The 21,046-nt window shown below is 67.3% G+C and carries 16 protein-coding genes; 8 read left to right on the top strand and 8 right to left on the bottom strand.

Features of this window, described 5'->3' with window-relative positions; all coding sequences use genetic code 11:
• Window positions 1–60: 60 nt before the first annotated feature.
• Window positions 61–597 carry a translation initiation factor IF-3 gene (gene infC / locus ACZ1I5_RS15545; protein ID WP_299913759.1) on the top strand — a complete coding sequence of 179 codons (537 nt, stop codon included), beginning with the start codon at window positions 61–63 and terminating at the stop codon, window positions 595–597.
• Window positions 598–852: 255 nt separating this feature from the next.
• Window positions 853–3,597 carry a TonB-dependent receptor gene (locus ACZ1I5_RS15540; protein WP_465170140.1) on the top strand — a complete coding sequence of 915 codons (2,745 nt, stop codon included), beginning with the start codon at window positions 853–855 and terminating at the stop codon, window positions 3,595–3,597.
• A gap of 180 nt (window positions 3,598–3,777) precedes the next feature.
• Here the strand turns inward: ACZ1I5_RS15540 and ACZ1I5_RS15535 are convergent, their stop codons facing one another.
• Together ACZ1I5_RS15535 and ACZ1I5_RS15530 are read right to left on the bottom strand one after the other, a co-directional pair.
• On the bottom strand, window positions 3,778–4,158 hold the full coding sequence (locus ACZ1I5_RS15535; protein ID WP_465170139.1) for a VOC family protein: 381 nt from the start codon (window positions 4,156–4,158) through the stop codon (window positions 3,778–3,780).
• Between the two features lie 20 nt (window positions 4,159–4,178).
• Complete coding sequence (locus ACZ1I5_RS15530; protein ID WP_465170138.1) at window positions 4,179–6,926, bottom strand: [protein-PII] uridylyltransferase; 2,748 nt, start codon at window positions 6,924–6,926, stop codon at window positions 4,179–4,181.
• Between the two features lie 143 nt (window positions 6,927–7,069).
• On the opposite strand from ACZ1I5_RS15530, the gene ACZ1I5_RS15525 reads away from it, so the two are divergent.
• On the top strand, window positions 7,070–7,825 hold the full coding sequence (locus tag ACZ1I5_RS15525; RefSeq protein WP_465170137.1) for a DoxX family membrane protein: 756 nt from the start codon (window positions 7,070–7,072) through the stop codon (window positions 7,823–7,825).
• A gap of 127 nt (window positions 7,826–7,952) precedes the next feature.
• Here the strand turns inward: ACZ1I5_RS15525 and mutS are convergent, their stop codons facing one another.
• The gene (gene mutS, locus ACZ1I5_RS15520) at window positions 7,953–10,532 is read right to left on the bottom strand and encodes a DNA mismatch repair protein MutS (RefSeq protein ID WP_465173984.1); all 2,580 of its coding nucleotides are present in this window, start codon (window positions 10,530–10,532) and stop codon (window positions 7,953–7,955) included.
• A gap of 668 nt (window positions 10,533–11,200) precedes the next feature.
• On the opposite strand from mutS, the gene ACZ1I5_RS15515 reads away from it, so the two are divergent.
• Complete coding sequence (locus ACZ1I5_RS15515; protein WP_465170136.1) at window positions 11,201–12,325, top strand: MBL fold metallo-hydrolase; 1,125 nt, start codon at window positions 11,201–11,203, stop codon at window positions 12,323–12,325.
• 7 nt (window positions 12,326–12,332) lie between these two features.
• Here the strand turns inward: ACZ1I5_RS15515 and ACZ1I5_RS15510 are convergent, their stop codons facing one another.
• The 3 genes from ACZ1I5_RS15510 to ACZ1I5_RS15500 all read right to left on the bottom strand — a co-directional run bounded on the left by ACZ1I5_RS15510 (window position 12,333) and on the right by ACZ1I5_RS15500 (window position 15,229).
• Window positions 12,333–13,247 carry a hypothetical protein gene (locus ACZ1I5_RS15510; protein ID WP_465170135.1) on the bottom strand — a complete coding sequence of 305 codons (915 nt, stop codon included), beginning with the start codon at window positions 13,245–13,247 and terminating at the stop codon, window positions 12,333–12,335.
• Window positions 13,248–13,584: 337 nt separating this feature from the next.
• Complete coding sequence (locus ACZ1I5_RS15505; protein ID WP_465170134.1) at window positions 13,585–14,472, bottom strand: AraC family transcriptional regulator; 888 nt, start codon at window positions 14,470–14,472, stop codon at window positions 13,585–13,587.
• Between the two features lie 184 nt (window positions 14,473–14,656).
• The gene (locus tag ACZ1I5_RS15500) at window positions 14,657–15,229 is read right to left on the bottom strand and encodes a phage tail protein (RefSeq protein WP_465170133.1); all 573 of its coding nucleotides are present in this window, start codon (window positions 15,227–15,229) and stop codon (window positions 14,657–14,659) included.
• Window positions 15,230–15,392: 163 nt separating this feature from the next.
• Between ACZ1I5_RS15500 and ACZ1I5_RS15495 the strand changes: the two genes are divergently transcribed.
• The gene (locus tag ACZ1I5_RS15495; RefSeq protein ID WP_465170132.1) at window positions 15,393–15,698 is read left to right on the top strand and encodes a hypothetical protein; all 306 of its coding nucleotides are present in this window, start codon (window positions 15,393–15,395) and stop codon (window positions 15,696–15,698) included.
• Window positions 15,699–15,878: 180 nt separating this feature from the next.
• Here the strand turns inward: ACZ1I5_RS15495 and ACZ1I5_RS15490 are convergent, their stop codons facing one another.
• On the bottom strand, window positions 15,879–17,810 hold the full coding sequence (locus tag ACZ1I5_RS15490) for a TonB-dependent siderophore receptor (protein ID WP_465170131.1): 1,932 nt from the start codon (window positions 17,808–17,810) through the stop codon (window positions 15,879–15,881).
• Window positions 17,811–18,153: 343 nt separating this feature from the next.
• Between ACZ1I5_RS15490 and ACZ1I5_RS15485 the strand changes: the two genes are divergently transcribed.
• Window positions 18,154–18,699: a hypothetical protein gene (locus ACZ1I5_RS15485; protein ID WP_465170130.1), complete on the top strand. Its 546-nt coding sequence runs from the start codon at window positions 18,154–18,156 to the stop codon at window positions 18,697–18,699.
• Between the two features lie 58 nt (window positions 18,700–18,757).
• On the opposite strand, the gene ACZ1I5_RS15480 is transcribed toward ACZ1I5_RS15485, so the two are convergent.
• Entirely contained in the window at window positions 18,758–19,210 is a 453-nt protein-coding gene (locus tag ACZ1I5_RS15480) for a MarR family winged helix-turn-helix transcriptional regulator (RefSeq protein WP_465170129.1), read from the bottom strand.
• 156 nt (window positions 19,211–19,366) lie between these two features.
• Here ACZ1I5_RS15480 and ACZ1I5_RS15475 point away from each other — a divergent pair, with 156 nt between their 5' ends.
• Window positions 19,367–19,780 (top strand): organic hydroperoxide resistance protein, encoded by a 414-nt coding sequence (locus tag ACZ1I5_RS15475; RefSeq protein WP_465170128.1) that lies wholly within the window; start codon window positions 19,367–19,369, stop codon window positions 19,778–19,780.
• Between the two features lie 212 nt (window positions 19,781–19,992).
• Complete coding sequence (locus ACZ1I5_RS15470) at window positions 19,993–21,000, top strand: alpha/beta fold hydrolase (RefSeq protein ID WP_465170127.1); 1,008 nt, start codon at window positions 19,993–19,995, stop codon at window positions 20,998–21,000.
• The last annotated feature ends 46 nt before the right edge of the window (window positions 21,001–21,046 follow it).

Genomic DNA, 21,046 nt, shown 5'->3' with positions numbered 1-21,046 from the left:
GCCAAAAATCACTATATCGCCCTGTCCAACCACCAAGGAGCAGTACCTATCCGTCCTCCCATGATCCGGCGCCCGCAAGGGGCGCCCGTGCCGCTCAACGGCCCGCGCTTCAACGAATTCATTGTCTCGCCCAAGGTCCGCGTGATCGATCAGGACGGCGAGAACCTCGGTGTCATGTACACCCGCGAAGCGATGGAGCAGGCGCAGAGTGTCGGGCTCGACCTCGTCGAAGTGTCGCCCAACGCGGATCCGCCCGTCGCGAAGTTCCTCGACGTCGGCAAGTTCAAGTACGAGGCGCAGAAAAAGGCGAACCTCGCGCGCAAGTCGCAGAAGACGCAGGAGATCAAGGAGATCAAGATGCGTCCGAACATCGACGATCACGACTATGACACCAAGATGAAGAAGGTGATCGAGTTCATAGGCGAAGGCGACAAGGTCAAGATCACCCTGCGTTTCCGCGGCCGCGAGCTCAGCCACGGCCAGCTCGGCATGGCGCTGCTCCAGCGCGTCCAGGCCGATGTAGTCGAGACCGCGAAGGTCGAGGCCTATCCGCGCATGGAAGGCCGCCAGATGCTGATGGTCCTCGCGCCCAAGTAACGAACCGGCAACACGATTTTTTTCCGCGGCGACGGCGTCGCCGCGGAACTTTTCGCGCCACCCGGCCCATCTCCAGCATTCCGTAGCGTAAGCCCATCGGCCAACAGGACCGACCCGGGCCCTTTGTGGCGTCCCTGCATCACCGATATTCAAAAATCGAGGTCGTATCGATCTCGCTTTGGACGAATACGCCTTTCGGGCTATCGGATGAGGATACCCAATACTCAAAAAACAAAATCTGGAGAGAATGTCGCAATGCGTAAATCCGCGTACCTGCTGTCTGTCGCCATCGCGTTCACCGTACCCGCTTTTGCGCAGGACGTGCCGGCCACTCCCCAGTCCGAGACGCCTGCCGCCGCGCAGGATACCGCCGATGAGAGCAGCGCCGACATCATCGTCACCGCGACACGCCGTGCCGAGCGCCTGGCCGACGTGCCGATCGCCGTCTCGGCGGTCAGCCAGCAGGCCCTGCAGAATTCGGGCGCGACCGACATCCGCGCGCTGGCGCAGCTCGCGCCGTCGCTGCTCGTCTCCTCCACTGGCAGCGAAGCCAACGCTTCGGCGCGCGTTCGCGGCATCGGTACGGTCGGCGACAATCCCGGCCTGGAAAGCTCGGTCGCGGTGTTCATCGACGGCGTCTATCGCAGCCGTACCGGATCGGGCCTCAACGACATTGGCGAGGTCGACCGGATCGAAGTGCTGCGCGGGCCGCAGGGTACCCTGTTCGGCCGCAACGCGAGCGCAGGCCTGATCAACGTCATCACCAAGGCGCCGGCGTTCGAATTCGGCGGCTATGGCGAGGCAAGCTACGGCAATTACAACAATATCCGCGTCGCCGGTGCCGTGACCGGCCCGATCACCGACACGCTCGCCTTCCGCATCGACGGCGTCTATGGCAAGCGCGACGGCTTCTATTACGACACGGTCAACAAGACCGACTATAATGACCGCAACCGCTATTTCGTGCGCGGCCAGCTGCTGTTCCAGCCAAGCTCGGACTTCTCGATCCGCCTGATCGGCGATTACACCTATCGCAACGAGAAATGCTGCGGCGCGGTCTATGTCGATCTGCGCGAGAAGACCGACCCGACCCCTGGCGTGCCCGGCGACTATGCCGTGTCGGCAACCAACCGCATCGTCGACATCATGACGAGCATGGGCGCCGTCTTCCCGAGCGCGAACGATCCGTACAACCGCCGCATCGCGAACACCGCGGGCCGCGCCTATAGCAACGTGACCAAGGATTATGGCGGCTCGGCCCAGATCGACTGGAATTTCGGCGGCGCCTCGCTGACCTCGATCACCGCCTATCGCGAATACAAGGCGGGCGGCGCGTCCGACATCGATTATGGCAGCCTCGACATCGGCTACCGTCCTGCGGACGGCAATAATTACCGCCAGTTCCATACCTTCAGCCAGGAATTGCGGCTGAACGGTTCGGCGTTCGGCGACAAGCTCGACTGGCTGATCGGCGGTTATTACAGCCGTGAGGACCTGCAGGTCGTCGACAACCTGAAGTTCGGTACGCAATACGGCATGTTCGCTGCCTGCCGCGTCGTCTCGGGCGTCAGCCCGGCGGCGGTGCTGCGCAATCCGAACGCGCCGGGCTGCCTGAGCGCGACCGGCATCGCGACGCTGAACGGCGCGCTCGGCGCCGCGGCGCCGCTCGTCATCGGCAACCTGAACCGGCTGAGCACGCTCAACGACCTCGGGTCGATCCGCGATGTCTACAATCAGCGCAGTGAGAATTTCGCGGCCTTCACCCACAATATCTTCAAGGTCACCGACCGGCTGAGCATCACTATCGGCGCGCGCTACACGCATGAGAAGAAGGACTTCAACGCCAGCTTCCAGAACAACAACACGATCTGCCCAGCGCTTCAGGCTGGCACCGCGCAGGGTGGTCTCGGCGGGTTGCTGACCAATCCGGCGCTGGCGTCGACGGCAGCGGGCATCATCACGCTCGGCTGCACCGGCAACTCGACGATCGGGCTCAACGGCAAGACGATCAGCGACAGCCTGAGCGAAGGCGAGTTCACCGGCACCGGCGTCGTCTCGTACAAGCCGGTCGACGGGCTGATGGTCTATGCGAGCTATTCGCGCGGCTACAAGGCGGGTGGCTATAATCTCGACCGTTCGGACCTCGGCCCGGCCTATCTCGCCTCGACCACGGCGACCCCGAATGCGGCGCTGCTGCGCTTCGACCCGGAGACGGTCAATTCCTACGAGGTCGGCCTGAAGTACAGCTCGCGCAAGTTCACCCTGAACGTCGCCGGTTTCCGTCAGGAGTTCAGCAACTTCCAGCTCAACACCTTCAACGGCACCAACTACATCGTCCAGAATATCGGATCGTGCAAAACCAGCCTCAACGGTGCGGACGGCGACAACAGCGCGGCCACCGGTACCTGCACCGCGGGCGTGAAGTACGGCGTGCTGTCGCAGGGCGTGGAGATCGAGGCGGGGCTGTACCCGGCGCGCAACTTCGCGGTGAACCTGGGCTATACCCTGGCTGCGACCAAGTACCGTAACAATCTGGTCGGCAGCAAATCGGGCGAGGCGCTCGATCCGTTCCTCGCGCTGCTGCCGGGGCAGCAGATGTCGAACGCGCCGCGCAACGTGGTGACCATGTCGACCAGCTGGACGCCGGAAATCGGGACCAGCGGCATGTCGGCGCTGTTCTATGTCGATGGCCGTCTCAGCTCGGACTATAACACCGGGTCCGACCTGTTCGTCGAGAAGGCGCAGGACAGCTTCTTCCTGATGAACGCGCGTATCGGCCTGCGCGGCGCCGACCAGAACTGGAGCCTGGAATTCTGGGCGCAGAACCTGCTCGACACCAAGTACGAGCAGGTCGCATTCAACGCGCCGTTCCAGGGTGCCGGATCGCAGTCCCAGGTGCAGAAGTTCGGCGCGCCGGCTTTTGCCACGGGCAACCAGATCTTCTCCGCCTTCCTGGCTGAGCCGCGTACGTACGGCGTGACCCTGCGCAAGCGTTTCTGATCGAGCGCGGTGGCGTTTCGGCGCCACCGCGGGCTTTGTCGGGGGGCTGCCTCTCCCCGTTCGCCCTGAGCTTGTCGAAGGGCTGTTCTTTCTTTTGTCGTCCAGGAGAAAGAGCGGTGCTTCGACAAGCTCAGCACGAACGGGAAGGGCTGCTCTACCCCGCAGCGTACGCCGTTTGAATCAAGCCGGCGGCTCCCACAGCTCGATCGCATTGCCTTCCGGGTCGTGGATGCGGGCGAACTGGCCGACCGAGGGGTCGTTCCATTCGGGCTTGGTGATGATGTCGATGCCGGCGGCGTTGAGCTGGTCGAGCAGTGAGTCGAGATCGCTGACGCGCAGGTTGATCATCCACTGCTTGTCTTCGGCGAAATAATCAGTGCTTTCCTTGAACGGCGCGAAGACGACCGGGCCGCCTTGCGTCGTCCACGACCATTCGTCCGGCGTGCCTTCGGCGGTGGCCATGCAGCCCGCCCCGACATTCAGATGCTCGCGGTACCAGGCGGACAGGGCGTCCGGATCCTTCGCGCGGAAAAACAATCCTCCAATTCCCAGTACCGGCATGTCGTTTCTCCCATGTCAGATCAGGCGGCTTCCCTCGCTGGCGTGCCCGCCGCCGCGTCGAGCAGGCGTTTCTCGATGGCCTTGAGGCGCGTCCCGCCGGCGATCTTGTCGCCGATCAGGTCGGTCAGATAGAAGGTGTCCACCGCGCGCTCGCCATAGGTGGCGACATGCGCCGAGTGAATCGTCACCTTGGACTGGAACAGCGCATGCGCCAGCTGATGCAGCAGCGCGGGCCGGTCGCGCGCATTGACCTCGATCACGGTGAAGCGGTTCGAGGCGCGGTTGTCGATCAGGACGTTGGGGGCAATGTCGAATGCCTCGGCACGGGTGCGGGGCAGGGGCTTGGCCATCAGCCGGTCGGCGAGCCTCGAACGGTTGGCCAGTGCATCCTCGATCGCACCCTTCAGCCGGTTGAGCTGCGCTGAATCGTCGAACGGGCGGCCGACGGGATCCTGGACGAGGAAATTGTCGAGCGCCATGCCGTCGCGCGTGGTGTGGATGCGCGCATCGATGATGTTGCCGCCCGCCACGCTGATTGCCCCGGCGATGCGGTAGAACAGGCCGGGATGGTCGGCGGCATAGACGGTGACGAGCGTCGCGCCGCGTTCGGGATAGACCTGGGCTGCGATAAACAGCTGGGCCGAGCCGGCTTCCTCGATGATCCGGGCGTTGCGGACCAGCACATCCTCGGGCTCGGCGACCCAATAGGGTTCGGGCAGGCGTTTCACCAGCGCGGCGAAGCGGGTGTCGTCCCAGCCGAGCGCCGCCTGAAGTGTCTCCTGTTTGGCGGCGACCCGTTCGCTGCGGCCCTTCTGCTTGTGCCCGAGGCGGAGCACTTCCTCGGCCGATTCGTAGAGGTCGGACAGGAGCTGGCGTTTCCAGCCATTCCACACGCCCGGCCCGACCGCGCGGATGTCGACCACGGTCAGCGCGAGCAGGAGGCGCAGCCGTTCCGGGCTCTGCACGATGTCGCAGAAATCGAGGATGGTCTTGAAGTCCGACAGGTCGCGCTTGAACGCGGTCGCCGACATCAGCAGGTGCCAGCGGACCAGCCAGGCGACCGTCTCGGTCTCGGCCGGGTTGAGGCCGAAGCGCGGGCCCAGGCGATGCGCGACATCGGCACCGAGCAGCGAGTGGTCGCCGCCGCGGCCCTTGGCGATGTCGTGCAGCAGCACCGCGACATAGAGCACGCGGCGCGAGACGATCTGCTTCATGATCGCCGAGGAGAGCGGATGATCCTCGCTGAGCTCGCCGCGCTCGATCTTTGCCAGCAGGCCGATGGCGCGGATGGTGTGCTCGTCGACGGTATAATGGTGATACATGTCGAACTGCATCTGCGCGACGACCTTGCCGAAATCGGGCACGAAGCGGCCGAACACGCCGGCCTCGTTCATCCAGCGCAGCACCGTCTCCGGATCGCGCGGTGACGTCAGCACTTCGAGGAACAGCGCATTGGCCTCAGGATCGCGGCGGATATCGTCGGCCAGCTTCGCGTCGCGCGCGGCGGCGCGCATGGCGAGCGGATGGATTTCCATGTGGTGCCGGTCGGCCAGCGCGAACATCTCGATCAGGCGCACCGGTTTTTTCCGCAGGAAGTCGTCCGAAGGCAAGGCGAGCCGGCCGCGATCCACAGTGAAGCCGTTGAGCTTGCCCGGCGCCCGGCGCAGCGTGGGCAGGCCGAAGCGGCGGCCGCGCGCCGCGAACTTCTCGTCGAGATGCGCGAGGAAGACGCCGGTCAGGTCGCCGACCGTCTTCGCCTGCAGGAAATAATATTGCATGAAGCGCTCGACGCTCGACTTGCCCGGGCGGTCGGCGAAGCGCATCCGTTCGGCGATCTCGCGCTGCAGGTCGAAGGTCAGCCGGTCCTCGGCGCGCCCGGAGATGCTGTGCAGGTGGCAGCGCACCGCCCAGAGGAAATTACCGGCGCGGTGGAACAGCCGGTATTCGGCGGGGCTGAGCAGATCGGCGTCGACGAGCTGCGCCGGCTCGCTGACATTATAGGCATATTTGCCGATCCAGAAGAGCGTGTGCAGATCGCGCAGGCCGCCCTTGGCTTCCTTCACATTGGGTTCGACGACGTAGCGCGTGTCGCCCATCTTCTTGTGGCGCACGTCGCGCTCGGCGAGCTTGTCGGCGATGAACTGGCGGGCGGTGCCGGCCTGGACCTCGGCGTGGAACTTGGCCGCCGCCTCGTCGTACAGTAGCTGATCGCCCCAGACGTAGCGCGCCTCGAGCAGGGCAGTGCGGATCGTCACGTCGCCCTTGGCCTGGCGCACCATCTCGTCGAGCGAACGGCTGCTATGGCCAACCTTCAGGCCGAGGTCCCAGAGCGCATAGAGCATGGTCTCGATGACCTGTTCCGCCCAGCCGGTCTGCTTCCAGGGCGTAAGGAAGCCGATATCGATGTCGGAATAGGGCGCCATCTCGCCGCGGCCATAGCCGCCGACCGCGATCAGGGTCAGGCGCTCGGCGACGGTCGGGTTGCTCAGCCGGTAGAGGCGGGTGGTGGTGAAATCGTAGAGCAGCCGCAGGATCTGGTCGGTCAGGAAGGCCTGGGCGGCGGCTGCCTCCAGCCCACGCGACGGAAACTCGATCAGGCGGCGGCCGATCTCGGCACGGCCGGCGTCGAGCGCGGTCTTGAGGATATCGGTCGCGGCGCGGCGAAGCGCGAGCTTGTCCTCGCCTTCGAGCGCGGCGAGCGCATCGGCCAGGGTGCGGCGATCGATGATCGCGCGGCGATGGGGGAGGGAGTCGAAGCGGCCGGTCATGATCGGGAGATAGGGGCTTCGGTGAGTGGCGTCACGTTCGCGCTGTTCCCCCGGACGTTGGCGGGCAGCGGAATTGCGTCCGGACCCTCTTTGGCACAGCATTCACCCGGGCAGGCGCGGGGCGCCGCCTGGGGAGGGACGACATGGACGCAACGCCATCGCGGCTTCAGTCGCTGATCGATACGGACGGGCTGGCAATCGGCCTGGGCGCGGTGGGGCTGGGCGTGCTGGGGCTGATCTCGCGGGACTTCGCGTTCCAGTGGCAGCCGGTGCCGATGGGCTGGCCGGCCCGCGAGGCGCTGGCACTGCTGAGCGGGGCGGTGCTGCTGCTTGGCGGGGTGGCGGTCATTGCGCGGCGGACCAGCGTATTCGGAGCGGCGGTGCTGGCCTTGTGGTTCGGGCTGTTCGCGATCGGGCTGCATCTGCCGCTGGTGATCGGCGCGCCCGGCGTCGCGCCGCTGCTCGGCCTTGCCGAGCAGGGTGCGATCGCACTGGGCGCGGCGCTGCTGCTCGCGGTTCGGGCGCCCGGGCGTTTGCCGGAAAGGAGCGTGCCGGTGATGCGCGTGCTGTTCGGGCTGTGCGCGATCGAGTTCGGGACGGCGCATTTCGTCTATGCCGACTTCACCGCCGCGATGGTGCCGGGCTGGATCCCGGGGCATCTGTTCTGGGCTTATGTCACGGGCGCGTGTCATTTTGCGGCCGGGGTGGCGATTCTGGCGGGCGTGCGGGTGCGGCTGGCGGCCGGGTTGCTGGCCGTGATGTGCTGGGGGTTTGCGGTCCTGCTGCATCTGCCGCGGGTTGTCGGCGATCCCGGGAGCCGGATGGAGTGGACGATGTTGTTCGTGGCGCTGTCCATTGGGGGCGCGGCCTGGGTGGTGCGGTTGGTGGGGCGACAGTAGTTCTTCTCCCCTCCCGCTGGCGGGAGGGGTCGGGGGAGGGCCTGCTGGAGCCGCGCCGGGTCGCGTGAGGACAGGCCCTCCCCTAGCCCCTCCCGCAAGCGGGAGGGGGATAAGGGGCCCGCTCCACTCACGACTCTCTCGCCAGCGCCTTGAGCCGGTACAGCACCTCCAGCGCCTCTCTCGGTGTCAGCGCATCGACGTCGATCGCCTCGACCTCGGCCTTCAATGCGTCGGTTTCCTCCTCCACCTCGGCCGCCATCGCGGCGAACAGGGGCAGGTCGTCGAGCCCCGCCGCCAGCCCGCCGGTCTTGGCGCGCCCGGCCTCCAGCTTGGCGAGGACTGCCCTGGCCCTCGCGATGGTGATCGGGGGCAGGCCCGCGAGCCGCGCGACCGCGAGGCCGTAGCTGCGGTCGGCCGGGCCTTCGCTGACTTCGTGGAGCAGGACGAGCTCGCCCTTCCATTCGCGGGCGCGGACATGATGGAGAGTCAGCGCCTCGCAGCGTTCCGCCAACCTCGTCAGCTCATGGTAATGCGTCGCGAACAGGCAGCGGCAGCGATTGTCCTCATGGATCGCCTCGACCACTGCCCAGGCGATGGCGAGGCCGTCATAGGTGCTGGTGCCGCGGCCGACCTCGTCGAGGATGACGAAGCTTGTCGGCGTCGCCTGGGCGAGGATCGCGGCGGTCTCGACCATTTCGACCATGAAGGTCGATCGGCCGCGCGCGAGATTGTCCGAGGCGCCGACGCGGCTGAACAGCCGGTCGACCAGGCCGAGCGTGGCAGCGGTCGCGGGGACATAGGCCCCGGCCTGGGCGAGGACGGCGATCAGTGCGTTCTGGCGCAGGAAGGTCGATTTGCCGCCCATGTTGGGGCCGGTGACGAGCCAGAGGCGCGAATCCTCGGAGAGGTTGCAGTCATTGGCGACGAAGCGCTCGCCGCGGGCGGCGAGGGCGTTCTCGACCACGGGGTGGCGGCCGCCCTCGATCTCGAAACAGCTATGCTCGACCAGCGTGGGCCGGACCCAGCCGCCCTCCGCTGCGCGCTCGGCGAGGCCGGCGGCGACGTCGAGGCGGGCGAGCGCATCGGCTGTGGCGGCGATCGGTTCGCGGCGGTCGAGGGCAGCGGCGGTGAGGTCCTCAAGATGCGACGCCTCGGCGGCGAGGGCATGAGCGCCGGCCTGAGTCACCTTCATCGCCACGTCGTGCAGCGCGGGGGCGTTGAAGCGGACCACACCGGCGAGCGTCTGGCGGTGGGTGAAGCCGCTGTCCGCCTTCATCAGCGGGTCGGCGGCGCGGGCGGGCACTTCGATATGATAGCCGAGCACGCCATTGTGGCGGATCTTGAGCACCGACACGCCGGTCTGGGTGCGGAACTCGGCCTCCAGCGCGGCGATGGCGCGACGGCCGCCGGCGCCGGCATCGCGCAGATCGTCGAGGGCGGCGTCATAGCCTTCGGCGATATAGCCGCCGGCCGAGGCGTCGATCGGGGGCGAGGGGACGAGCGCGCGGGCGAGGAGGTCGATCAGGCCGCCATGGCCGCGCAGCTGCGGGGCAAGCTCGGCGAGCAGGGTGGGGGGCTGATCGATGCGGTCGAGCCGTTCGCCGAGCTTCCACGCGCCGTCCAGGCCGTCGCGGAGCTGGCCAAGATCGCGTGGGGAACCGCGGCCGGCGGCGAGGCGGCCGAGCGCGCGGCCCACATCGGGCAGGCTGCGCAAGGTGGAGCGCAGCGCCTCGCGCAGGCCGCTATCGTCGTGGAGCAGCTGGACGAGATCGAGCCGCGCCTCGATGCGGGCGCGATCGACCAGCGGCGCGCCGATATCGGCGGCGAGGGCGCGGGCACCGGCGCCGGTGACGGTGCGGTCGATGGCGTCGAGCAGGCTGCCCTTGCGCTGGCCGGAAGCGGTCGCGGTCAGCTCCAGGCTTTCGCGCGTGGCGCCGTCGATCGCCATCTGCTGCGCCGCCTGGAGCAGGCGCGGCGGGCGGAGGAACGGCAAGGCGCCCTTCGCGGTGTGATCGAGATAGGCGACGAGCCCGCCCGCCGCGGCGAGCCCTGCGCGGCTGAACTGGCCGAAACCGTCGAGCGTGGCGACGCCGAACAACGCCTTGAGCCGCGCTTCGCCGGTCGCGCTGTCGAACTCGCTGCGGGGGCGCAGCGTGGTCGCGGCTTCGGCAAAGGCGCTGGTTTCGGAGGCGATCGTCTCGGCCGGGGCGAGGCGGGCGAGTTCGGCGCCGAGGCCCGCGGCGTCGGTCTCGATCAGCTCGAACCGCCCGGTGGAGACATCGGCAGCGGCGAGGGCGACGCCGCCTGCCACTTCGCCAATGGCGACGCACCAGTTGGCGGTGCGGGCGTCGAGCAGCGCCTCTTCGGTGAGCGTGCCCGCCGTGACCACGCGGATGATCGCGCGGGAGACGAGCGCCTTGGAGCCCATGCGCGCCTTGGCCTCGGCCGGGCTCTCGGTCTGCTCGGCAATGGCGACGCGGTGGCCGGCCTTGATCAGCCGGGCGAGATACCCCTCCGCCGCATGGATCGGCACGCCGCACATCGGAATCGGCGCGCCGTCATGCTCGCCGCGCGCGGTGAGCGCGATGTCGAGCACGGCGGCGGCGATCTTCGCATCCTCGAAGAACATCTCGAAGAAATCGCCCATGCGGTAGAAGAGCAGGCAATCCGCGGCCTCGGCCTTCAACGCGAGATATTGCGCCATCATCGGAGTCGGGGCGGGGGAAGAGGCGTGCATCCCGGGCTGGGTAGCGGGATTTTCCGGCGTCGTCATGGGGCCTGTGAGCGCGCCGCCGGGGAATGCGCAGTGGCGGTGTTGGAGGGGCATGCGGGCGTGCAGTAACCGGGTGGAACAGGTGTTGGAGACGGTCCCGGTTTGCGGAAAAGGCTCGAGTATTCGTCGAATTTCGCGAGGTACCTGCGAAGGGGGAAGAATCGGGTGTTTCTTGGTGACTGTACGCGAATTAGTGGAACGTGCGACATCACAGATTCGCGAATAGGAACGAAAGGCCGCCCGCCGCGCGGTTGCATGCTTCACCCGTATTTTAGATTTATTCGACGAATTACGCGAGGGGTGTCGTTTTTTCATCAGGCTCTTCTTCGGGTCGAAAATGAATAGTGTTGGCGGATATCGTCGAGATCGGCGCAGGCCGGCACGTGGCGGGAGATTTCAACAGAGATGGGGCTATGGTTGAATCGACCGGGAGCTGCGCGACCAGCGCCGTTTCAGAGACCTTTCCAACTGGGCCCCGGCCTGCGCCGGGGAAGCAAAAAAAGAATAGAGGCAGGCGCGTCCAGGGGCGCTGCTTCGGCGCAAGATGTGCTTAGGTGCGTGTACCGATGTCGTGATAGCTTCCGCTCGACAGGAGGCACGGAATGGCGGATTCGCAGAGGCTTGTCTTGACACGGCGTGCGGTGCTTGGGGCGGGAGCGGTGGGGTTGCTCGCCGCGGCCACGCGGTCAACTGCCGCTCCGCCGCTGCTCGCCGTGCCCGAGGTCGACAGCCTGAGCGTGCAGGTCGTGACCGACAACGCCACCTTCGGGCCGTTCCTCGAAAATCTGGACTTGCCGGGCATGAAGGTGCTGCGCACCGGCGGCGGGCCGGCGCATTCGCCGCGCATGCTGCCGCACGCCTTGCTGGGCGAGTTCGGCCTGTCGATCGTCGGGGAATCGCGGCTGGCGGGGCAGGTACGCCGGGTGATGATCGATTTCGGCTATTCGCGCGAGGTGCTGGCCAACAATCTGGCACTGCTGGGCATCGATCCGGACTCGATCGACGCGGCGGTGCTGAGCCATGGACATCTCGATCATTATGGCGGCTTTCCCGGCCTGTTCGGCGGGAAGGCGCCGGCCCGGCCAGTGCCGCTGACGGTCGGCGAGGAAGAGACATTCTGCGAGCGGGTTGCGATGGTCGGCGATCCGCCGCCGGTGATGGGCGCGCTCGATCGCGCGGCGCTCGCCAGGGCCGGCTTTGCCGTCAGCGTGAACCCCCGACCGACGATCATCGCGGATCAGGCCTTCACGACCGGGGTGATCCCGCTGGAGAGTTTCGAGCGGGCGGCGATCCCGACCCGGATGCGGCCGGGCGTGGGATGCGATCGCGCGCTGCTCTCGCCGGCCAAGCGCGATCTTGTCGAGCCGGCCGATGACGGCGAGCACGAGTTGGCGACCTGTTATGCGGTGAAGGGCCTGGGGCTGGTGGTGATCGCCTCGTGCAGCCACCGCGGCGTGATCAATTCGGTGCGGCGCGCGCAGGCGGTGTCGGGCATCGACAAGGTGCATGCGGTGATCGGCGGTTTCCATCTGGTCCGTCCGCGCACCGAGGACGAGGCGCGGCGCACGGTCGCCGAATTCGCGCGGATCGACCCGACCTATATCATCCCGATGCACTGCACCGGCGAAGTGTTCATCGCCGAAGCGCTGCGGCTGATGCCGCAAAAGGTCGTGCGGCCCTATGTCGGGTCGCGCTTCGTGTTCGGGGCGGCGCGCGCTCCGGGATGATCGCTGTTTATGGAGCCGGTGGCGTCGGTGGCTCGTCCTTCGAGGGGGTCGGGGGCGGCGCCTTGTTGCCCAGCACCGACGCCCGCAGCCCCTTCCATGCCGCGACCAGCGCAGCCGCCGCCACCAGGACGGCAGTGAGCGCCTTCAGCCAGTCGGGAAAGCCGGTGAGCCAGCCCCACAAGGTCGCCGCGCCGATCGAGACATGGATCGGTTGTGGCTCGACCGTGGGCCGCAGTTCCTGCGCATTGCCCTGGCTGTCGATCATCACGACGGTGGTGCGCAGGACGAGCGAGAGGTCGCCGCGGGACCGCGCGGTGACCGACCAGCGCCAGAGCGCGTTCGAATCCTCCGACACGGTCTGGATCTCGGGCGAGAGCGGCTTCACCTCGAAGCCGGCGCCTTCGAGCGTCGCCTTCATCTTCTGGCCGACGAACGGGTGGTAATCGACCGTGGTGCCGGTGCCGCCGGCCTCGTCGGCCATCTCGTGCGGGGTGCGGTCGCCGGGCAGGGGACGCAGCGCCGCGGTCTCATTGCCTTCCGGGGTGCCGTCCTCGGCTGCCGTCTCGTTGCCCGTTGCCGGGGTCTGGCTCGCGGCGGGGGTCGGGGTGGGTGTCGGTGCAGGAGGCGGGGCCGGCGCGGTGCCGAGCGCAAGCGTCACGAAGGTGGTTTCGCCCTGGCGCATCTTCGACGGCGCCTTGAACGACGCGTTGCCGCGGCGCGACCGGTCGAGCCAATATTGCGCGTCGGCGCAATCCTCCTCGGTGAGCCGGGTGCCGGTGACGCGGCACGGATGCAGCGTGCCTGCGGCGACGGCCTCGTTCTCGACGATGGCGACCGTGTTCGTGCTGGCGGAACGCTGGTCGCACCCCGTCTGGGTCAGCAGCAGCGCCGACAGCAGAAGCGTGGTTGCACGCAGGTTCATTGGCGGGTCTCCCCCCATGTTCGGCACCGTGACCATGCGCCTGAGGAAGGCGGCCCGCAATCGGTGCGCGACGGAGAAGCGTCGAACCGGTGGCGTTTATTGCGCGCCATATTGCGGGGCTGGCGGCTGGAGTCGCTTGCAGTCCACATCGGAGGCGAGATGGCGGTTTTGGAATTAAGTAAACTGTCACCGAAATAACCGCTTTCGCGCGTGGTCGTATCCGGGTTGAAGGGCTGTAACTGGAGTGATTGGCGCCGGTCCGCTTTCCGATCGCGAACGGATCGACCGAGCGGAACGCGCCTGCCGCTGCCGTCTGAAGCGACAGGCCGTCCGCGCCCTATTTCAGCGGCAGGAACAGTTCGGCGATCACATCAGGTCCCGGCGCGTCCGGTGACATGGACAGGTATCGCCGGCAATAGAGCGGGAAGTCGCGCGTTTCCTCGCCGCTGGCCGGGAGCCAGTCGCGATAGAGGTAGAGCGCGGGTGCCTCCAGATTGTGGCTCGCGCCGTTGACGCGCAGCACCGCGCAGCGTCCGCCGGGGATCAAGCCGGCCTTCATCGTCGCATCGTCGGCGGCGATCGGCCGGTCGGTCCCGACGCAGATGTCCATGCTGTACTCGGCCGGGTTCGCAGGGGTCCGTTCCGACCGGAAGATATTGAAGGTCGGGCTGCTCGCGGGCGACAGGCCGGCGGCCTTGCGCCAGGCAATGAACCGCTCGATCGTGTCGCCGAGCAGGGCCCGGTCGCCGCGATGCTCCAGGATCGCCACCGGGATCGGCGGCTCGTCGCGGATCGTCACGTCGTCGTTGGTAAAGGTCTTTTCCATGAGCTTGCTCCTTGCGTTGTCGAAGGGCCCGAAGGCCGCGAGCCACGGCTGCCAGTCCGGCGCCTTGCGGAATGACGATGGCGACTGCCCGAACCGGCGCCGGAAGGCGCGGGCAAAGGCATCGGGCGCGTCATAGCCCGCGTCCATCGCGATATCCGTGACGCTCTGGGCATTGCCCCGGTCGGCGAGCCGGTGCGAGGCGCGCTTCAGCCGGGCAAGCTGGACATAGCGATGCACGGACAGCCCGAAGGTCGCCCCGAACTGCCGGTGGAAATGGAATTTCGAAAAGGCCGCGACGCGGCTTACCGTCTCCAGGTCCAGATCGCCGTCGAGATGCCGGTCGATATGGTCCAGCACCCGCTGCATCCGGGCATGATAGGTCTCGAGCGCCGCCTTCATCGTCCATTCCTTCCGTGGCGGCGCCAGCTAGGCGCTCATGGCGGGGGCGCGCTCGACCGATCTTGCGCTTTGGCATGGGGCGAGCAGGAAAGGGTGAAGCACGGCGCGCAGGCGAGAGCCGACCGCTGCGGAAAGGCAATATTGGTCGCCACGGGTGGCCGCTCTCGTGCGTGGGCGGCGCGGATCACGAGCCCGCATATTTGATGATGTAATGGACCGCGATGTTGGCCGGGCGGGTTTCGTACCGGCTGGTGCGGATCGGCTGATCCGAGTCCTTGGCCGGGACCGGGCGGCCGGTCGTTCGGGCCGCCTGCAGGGTTGGGCCGCCGGGCGCCGCGCCGGGCTCTCCGCCCGACTGGGCATCGACCGCCTGATAGCTGTGCCCATGATCCTGCAGCGCGCTGTCCTGAGTCGATCCGGCGCCGGTGCCGCTGCCCCCCGCCGGCGCGCGGCGGATGGCGGCGTCGGGATCGTTGCCGCTGCCCAGATCGGTGCCGCGCAGAAAGGCGCCGCGATAATCGGGGATGTTGAAGGTGCCGTCGCCGCCGCCATAGAGCGTGCCGAGCACGGCGAAGAGCTGGGGATACTGCGCCGCCGGCAGCGCGCGGCCGTCGCAGATCATCCAGCCCGAGGCCTCGAGCGCCGCGCCGCCCCGGTCCGGATCGATCTCGCCGGCATAGGCCGAGACGGCGCCGACGGGCAGGCCGCCGAGGCCCGCCCGGCCGGGAACGGACGCGTTCAGGGGATGGTCGGTCATGGCACGGCCCTTCGCTGCAAAACCCGAGCATCGGGCGGGGCGCGGGCAGCGTCAACCGGCCGGCGGTAGCTGTACCCCGGATGACTGCCGCGTTCAGCGTCCCGACGCGATCGCCGGCATAGCTTCTGCCTGCCCGACTCAGCGGGCAGGAAGGGACCAGACGATGAAGATCTCACACATCTTTGCCGCAACCGGCCTGGCGGTTGCTTCACTCACTATCAGCACGAGCGCCGACGCGCAGCGATGGGACGGCCATCGCGGCGGCTGGAACGATCGCGGCTATCGCGGCGATGATGGCCGCGGCTGGGACCGTGGCTGGCAGGGCCGGGACTATCGCGGCTATCGCGGCGGCTGGTACGGGCCACGCTATCGGCACCGGCCTTATCGCTGGCGCGGCGGCTATGGCTGGTATGGGCCGCGGTGCTGGACGGAATGGCGGTATGGGTACCGGGTGCGTATCTGCCGCTAATGCTCGCGGATCGGCGGGAGGCGCGGGGCCCGCCGGTCTGGGGGTTGGCTTTGCCGGTTCAATTGGCGGGAGTGGCGCGCGAGCCTTGCTCCGTCACGTCCGGCTGGTCGCGGCGAAACTTTCTTCGAAGCGTCATTTCCCGATGTATCGAACCTGGCGAAGCCACGTCTGACCGCGCGCTCAAACATCCACCGCCAGATACCCCGTCAGATACCGCCCCGAATTCGCCGCATAGACCCCCGGCCCGTTCGTCCCGAACCCCTGCTGGTCGAAGATATTGCCCGCCTGCAGCCGGAAGGTCGCCGGCTTGCCCGCCAGTTTGAACTGATAGCGCCCGCCCAGGTTGAGCTGCGCGCGGGAGGGGATGATCACCAGGTTGTCGATGCGCGCGGCGACGGTGCCGCGGTGGAACAGCGCGGCGTCGAGCGACAGGCCCTCGAGCATCGGCGTGCGCCAGTTGAGGTTGAGGTTGAACAGGTGGTCGGGCAGCCCGACCGGGCGCCTGCCGATGGTGCCGGTCGCGGTCGCGTCGCGGGTGATGCGCGGGCGCAGGAGGAAGCCGCCGGCGACCATGCCGAGCCGCGGCGTCAGGTTGCCCGAGACCGAGAATTCCGCCCCCTGGCTGCGTGTCGTGCCGGTCTGGGTATAGATATTCGCCGTGTCGAAGCTGAAATAGGGGCGGCGCAGGTCGAACACGCCTGCCACCGCCTTGATGTTGCCGGTGACGAGCCAGCGCACGCCGGCATCTTTCTGCTCGGTCAATATGGTCGGCAGCGGCTGGTTGCGGTTGGCGGCGTTGGGCGGGGCGAGGCCACTTTCCTCCAGCCCGCGCGCATAGCCCGCATAGAAGGTCAGCCGCTTGATCGCGGTGATCGCCAGGGTGCCGTTGTAGAGCCATGGGTGCGAGCGCGCCGTTACGGGGGCGAGGCCGGGCAGGCTCGTGGTCTTGGTATAATCGGCGCGGGACAGGCCGATGCTCAGTTCGCCCACATCCTTCCAGCGGCCGTCATAGGCGGCGCCCCAGGTCGCCTGGCGCACCCGGTCGTGTGCCTGCGGACCGAAGACGAAAGCGGGGCGCGGCGCGGTGACCGGCGTGCCGATGCGGGTAGGGCCGAGATCGACCTCGTCCGATCCGCCGAACATCCGCCGCGCGTCGCGCTGGCGCATGCTGAGATGGAGGACGTGAAGGCGCGGGCCGTCGGCGATGCTGTGGGTGACGCGGGCCTCGCCGCTGAGCGAGACGTTCTTCGCACGGGGATCGGCGATGATCAGGCGGCTGGCGGTGCCGTCCGGCTGCACGTCGATCAGCAGGTTGGTGAAGCTGGTCGCCTGGTCGAACACCGAGCGGAACGCGCCGATACGGATCACCCAGTCCTTGGCCGGGACAACCGAGGCGAGCACGCCGTGATTGGTCGCGCTGTAGCGGAAATCGGCCCAGCCCGGGCCGTCGAACCGGCGCGCGGGCGGCTGGGGCGGGAGGTACGCGCCGGCGGAGATGTAGAAGGGGCCGGCCTCATCGTTATAATCGTTGGAGAGCGTCCAGAAGGGCAGGATCTCGACGCCCGGCGCCGGGGTCCAGCGGGCGAGCAGGCCTTGGGCATGGTTCCAGTTGTCGGTGCCGTCGGGGAATTCGACATGATTGACGGTCAGGCCATAGCCGAGCGAGAGATTGCCGGTGACGGGGAGCGAGCCGTCGATCTCCAGCCCGAAGCTGCCATAGGAATCGCCGTTGAGCACGATCGACGCGGAGGATTTGGCCGAGGGGCGGCGCAGCGTATAATCGACGATGCCGCTGGGCGCGGCGAAGGGATAGCCCTGCGCGGACAGGCCGACCTTGATGCTCGAGGATTCGGAGACGATGCTGGTCAGGGTGAATTGCGGGTCGAAATACAGGCCGTCGATGCGGACGTTGCCGGCGGACGTGGGCGAGAAGCCGCGCGCGCTGTTGGCGGTATAGATGCCGATCGATTCCCGCCCGACGCTATAGCCGAACGCATCCTCGGCCTGGGTGACGGCGTTGTCGCTGCTGCGGTCCTGGGCGGCGGCGGGGAGGGCGACGAATAGGACGGGGCACGCGGCTATCCCGAGTAGAATTGTCGTTTTCCGGGCCATGAGCGCTCCCCACGCTGCGCGTTATGTTGTTTTATGACACTAGGACGGCGGCGTGCGGGCGCCAATCGGGTTCCCACCAACGACACATAAGCGGGGTCGAACGTCCCGCTGTGTTTAGGCGAGTGGAGTAGGAAGAGGTTTCGCGCGGAGGCGCGGAGGCGCAGAGAATTTGAGGCGCGATGATCGCGCACAAGTTCGTTCCGGACGGGCCAGATCATTAGCACTATCTGCGTCCCGGCTCTTCTCTGCGCCTCCGCGCCTCTGCGCGAACCATCATATCGCGGCTCGTCTTTGGTCGAGCGCGCGTGCTATCCGCGGGGGTGATGCGAACGGGGAGGCACCTTTGATCCACAGCTTGCGCGCCATTGGCGGCCTTGGCGTCCTGTCGATGCTTGCGGCCTGCGGGTCGGCGGAGGAGGCGCAGGCGCCCGCCGCGGCGCCGGCCAAGCCGAGCTTCGACCAGACGGTGCCGGGCGTGCGGGCGACGATCGCCGGGCTGGGCGCGCCCTGGGCCAAGCCGAGCAAGGACGAGATCGTGCCCGATCCCGCGGGCGGGACGATCATCGCGACCAGCGGGGATGGAGGCGATGCGAAGCTCTATCGCTTGCCCGATGGCTGGATCCGGCAGGTCGCGCTGACCTCTGGTGTGGGCAAGAAGTGCGGCGATCCGGCGGATGTCGAGCGGGCGATTCCGCTGCTGCTGACCGGGCTTGCGACCAAGGTGAGTTTGACGCCCGCTCAGGCGGTGCGGCTCAAGGTGGGGCTGGCGGAGGCGGCGCCGGTGTCGATGGATATCGGTGCGGTGCGGATCGCGGTGCAGGGGGGCTGTGTGCAGCAGGTGACGGTGACGGCGATTGGCTCCTTCACCCCGGCGGCCAAGCGGCTTTAGGGACCGATCACCACGTCGCTCGAAACGAACGGAAGGAGGAAGGCCGGTCCGGCTGGACTCAGGTCTGGTTCCGCGTCGATTCCAGCAGATTGTCGCGCAGCTTGCCGATCGCCCGTTGCAGGATGGGGAATTCCTCCGCGGTCAGGCCGGTCGCCTCGGCGAGGTTCACGCACAGGCTGCGGCGGTGCAGGTCGCGGCCGGCATCGGTAAGGCTGATCAGCACCTGGCGCTCGTCCGCAGCGGCCCGGGTGCGGCTGAGGAACCCCACCGCCTCGAGCTTTTTCAGGATCGGGGTGAGCGTGTTGGATTCGAGGAACAGCTTCTCGCCCAGGCCACCCACGGTCTGATTGTCTTCCTCCGCGAGCGCGACGATCACGATATATTGAGTATAGGTGATGCCGAATTGTTCGAGCAGCGGCTTGTACGCCCGGCCGAAGGCGAGGTTGGCCGAGTAGATCGAGAAGCAGAGAAAGTTCGACAGTTTCAGGTCGGGCGGGATGGCGACGTTCATGGCGGATCCTTGGCGGCGGCGCGGATGCCGTCGATGCATAGTATATATATCGCATGCGATTAAATCGGAAGGGGGTTGACTCGCGTTTTGATCGGCCTATTTAGATCGCATCCGATTGAAGCGGATACGATGAATATTCAACCAAGGAGCCAGACCATGTCCGAGACCAAGACCCTTTACACCGCCAGGACTCACACCACCGGCGGCCGCGATGGTGCCGCGCAGAGCAGCGACGGACGGCTCGACATCAAGTTGTCCTCGCCGGGCAGCACCGGCACCGGCACCAATCCGGAACAGCTGTTCGCGGCGGGCTGGTCGGCCTGCTTCATCGGCGCGATGGGCGTGGTCGCCCGCGCGATGAAGGTGACGCTGCCCGCCGAGCTGGCGGTCGACACCGAAGTGGATCTGGCGAGCGGCGAGGACGGCTATTCGCTCCGCGCGCGGCTGAACGTCAGCCTGCCCGGCGTGGACCCCGACACCGCCCGCGCGCTGGTGGACGGGGCGCATCAGCATTGCCCTTATTCCAAGGCGACGCGCGGCAATATCCCGGTCGAGGTCAACCTGGTCTGAGCGTGCTCGCAGCGGATGGCAGGGGCGCGGGCGGCTTGTGCCGCCCGCGCCTTTTTCGTGTCCGTGGCGGGCGAACCGCTCCCTGGCGTTCGCGCTTACCCCTGCACGTCGGGTGATCGCGAGGGGACGGCCTATACCTTTGGTCAGCTGCGTGACGCGGCCGGAGGCGTTACCTGTCGGTCGCATCATCCACTGCCAGGGGCGAGAAGAACATGTCCGAGACGATCGACCAGAACCGCCGGCGCCTCATCGGGGCAACGGCTGTGAGCATCGCCGCCGCGCCATTCGTCGCCATCGGATCGGCCCAGGCGAGCCCGCCCGCATCCTTCGGGCCGCTGAAGCAGGTCGATGCCGGACCGCTGACCATCGGTTATGTCGATGCCGGCCCGGCGGGCGGCCCGCCGGTGATCCTGCTGCATGGCTGGCCCTATGATATCCACGCGTTCGTCGAGGTCGTGCCGTTGCTGTTAGCCAAGGGGCACCGGGTGATCGTGCCGCATCTGCGCGGGCACGGCTCCACCCTGTTTCGCTCGGCCGATGCGCCGCGCAACGGGCAGCAGGCCGCGCTGGGGCAGGACGTGATCGCGCTGATGGACGCGCTGAAGATTGGCACCGCGATCGTCGCCGGGTTCGACTGGGGCGCGCGCACCGCGTGCATCGTCGCGGCGCTGTGGCCGGAGCGGTGCAGGGCCTTGGTCTCGGTCAGCGGCTATCTGATCGGCAGCCAGGAGGCGAACCGCATGCCGCTGCCGCCCAGGGCGGAATATCAATGGTGGTACCAATATTATTTCACGACCGAGCGTGGCCGCGAGGGCTATGCCAAATATCGCCGCGATTTTTCCCGGCTGATCTGGGAGACGGCGTCGCCGAAATGGTGGTTCGACGACGCGACCTTCGAGCGCAGCATGGCCTCGCTCGACAACCCCGACCATGTCGCGATCGTGATCCACAATTATCGCTGGCGGCTCGGCCTGGCCGAAGGCGAGCCGGCCTATGACGGCCTGGAGAAACGACTGGCCGCGGGCCCGGTCATCGGCGTTCCGACCATCACCATGGAGGGCGACGCCAATGGGGCGCCGCATCCGGACCCGGCCAATTACCGCGCGAAATTTTCGGGGAAATATGCGCACCGGACGATCGGCGGCGGGGTGGGGCATAACCTGCCGCAGGAAGCGCCGGGTGATTTTGCCCAGGCGGTGATCGACGTGGGTGGGTGGTAGGGCGGACCTTTCAGGACATTCCTTGTGCTCCCGCGAAGGCGGGAGC

This window comes from Sphingomonas sp. BL-S-30, assembly GCF_055521475.1.
The sequence above is the reverse complement of the archived record's forward strand: the minus strand, read 5'-3'. Positions and strand labels throughout refer to the sequence as shown.

Coding starts and splice junctions, on each gene's coding strand:
- infC (WP_299913759.1), top strand. CDS start 61: ATGATCCGGCGCCCGCAAGGGGCGCCCGTGCCGCTCAACGGCCCGCGC.
- ACZ1I5_RS15540 (WP_465170140.1), top strand. CDS start 853: ATGCGTAAATCCGCGTACCTGCTGTCTGTCGCCATCGCGTTCACCGTA.
- ACZ1I5_RS15535 (WP_465170139.1), bottom strand. CDS start 4,158: ATGCCGGTACTGGGAATTGGAGGATTGTTTTTCCGCGCGAAGGATCCG.
- ACZ1I5_RS15530 (WP_465170138.1), bottom strand. CDS start 6,926: ATGACCGGCCGCTTCGACTCCCTCCCCCATCGCCGCGCGATCATCGAT.
- ACZ1I5_RS15525 (WP_465170137.1), top strand. CDS start 7,070: ATGGACGCAACGCCATCGCGGCTTCAGTCGCTGATCGATACGGACGGG.
- mutS (WP_465173984.1), bottom strand. CDS start 10,532: ATGATGGCGCAATATCTCGCGTTGAAGGCCGAGGCCGCGGATTGCCTG.
- ACZ1I5_RS15515 (WP_465170136.1), top strand. CDS start 11,201: ATGGCGGATTCGCAGAGGCTTGTCTTGACACGGCGTGCGGTGCTTGGG.
- ACZ1I5_RS15510 (WP_465170135.1), bottom strand. CDS start 13,247: ATGAACCTGCGTGCAACCACGCTTCTGCTGTCGGCGCTGCTGCTGACC.
- ACZ1I5_RS15505 (WP_465170134.1), bottom strand. CDS start 14,472: ATGAAGGCGGCGCTCGAGACCTATCATGCCCGGATGCAGCGGGTGCTG.
- ACZ1I5_RS15500 (WP_465170133.1), bottom strand. CDS start 15,229: ATGACCGACCATCCCCTGAACGCGTCCGTTCCCGGCCGGGCGGGCCTC.
- ACZ1I5_RS15495 (WP_465170132.1), top strand. CDS start 15,393: ATGAAGATCTCACACATCTTTGCCGCAACCGGCCTGGCGGTTGCTTCA.
- ACZ1I5_RS15490 (WP_465170131.1), bottom strand. CDS start 17,810: ATGGCCCGGAAAACGACAATTCTACTCGGGATAGCCGCGTGCCCCGTC.
- ACZ1I5_RS15480 (WP_465170129.1), bottom strand. CDS start 19,210: ATGAACGTCGCCATCCCGCCCGACCTGAAACTGTCGAACTTTCTCTGC.
- ACZ1I5_RS15475 (WP_465170128.1), top strand. CDS start 19,367: ATGTCCGAGACCAAGACCCTTTACACCGCCAGGACTCACACCACCGGC.
- ACZ1I5_RS15470 (WP_465170127.1), top strand. CDS start 19,993: ATGTCCGAGACGATCGACCAGAACCGCCGGCGCCTCATCGGGGCAACG.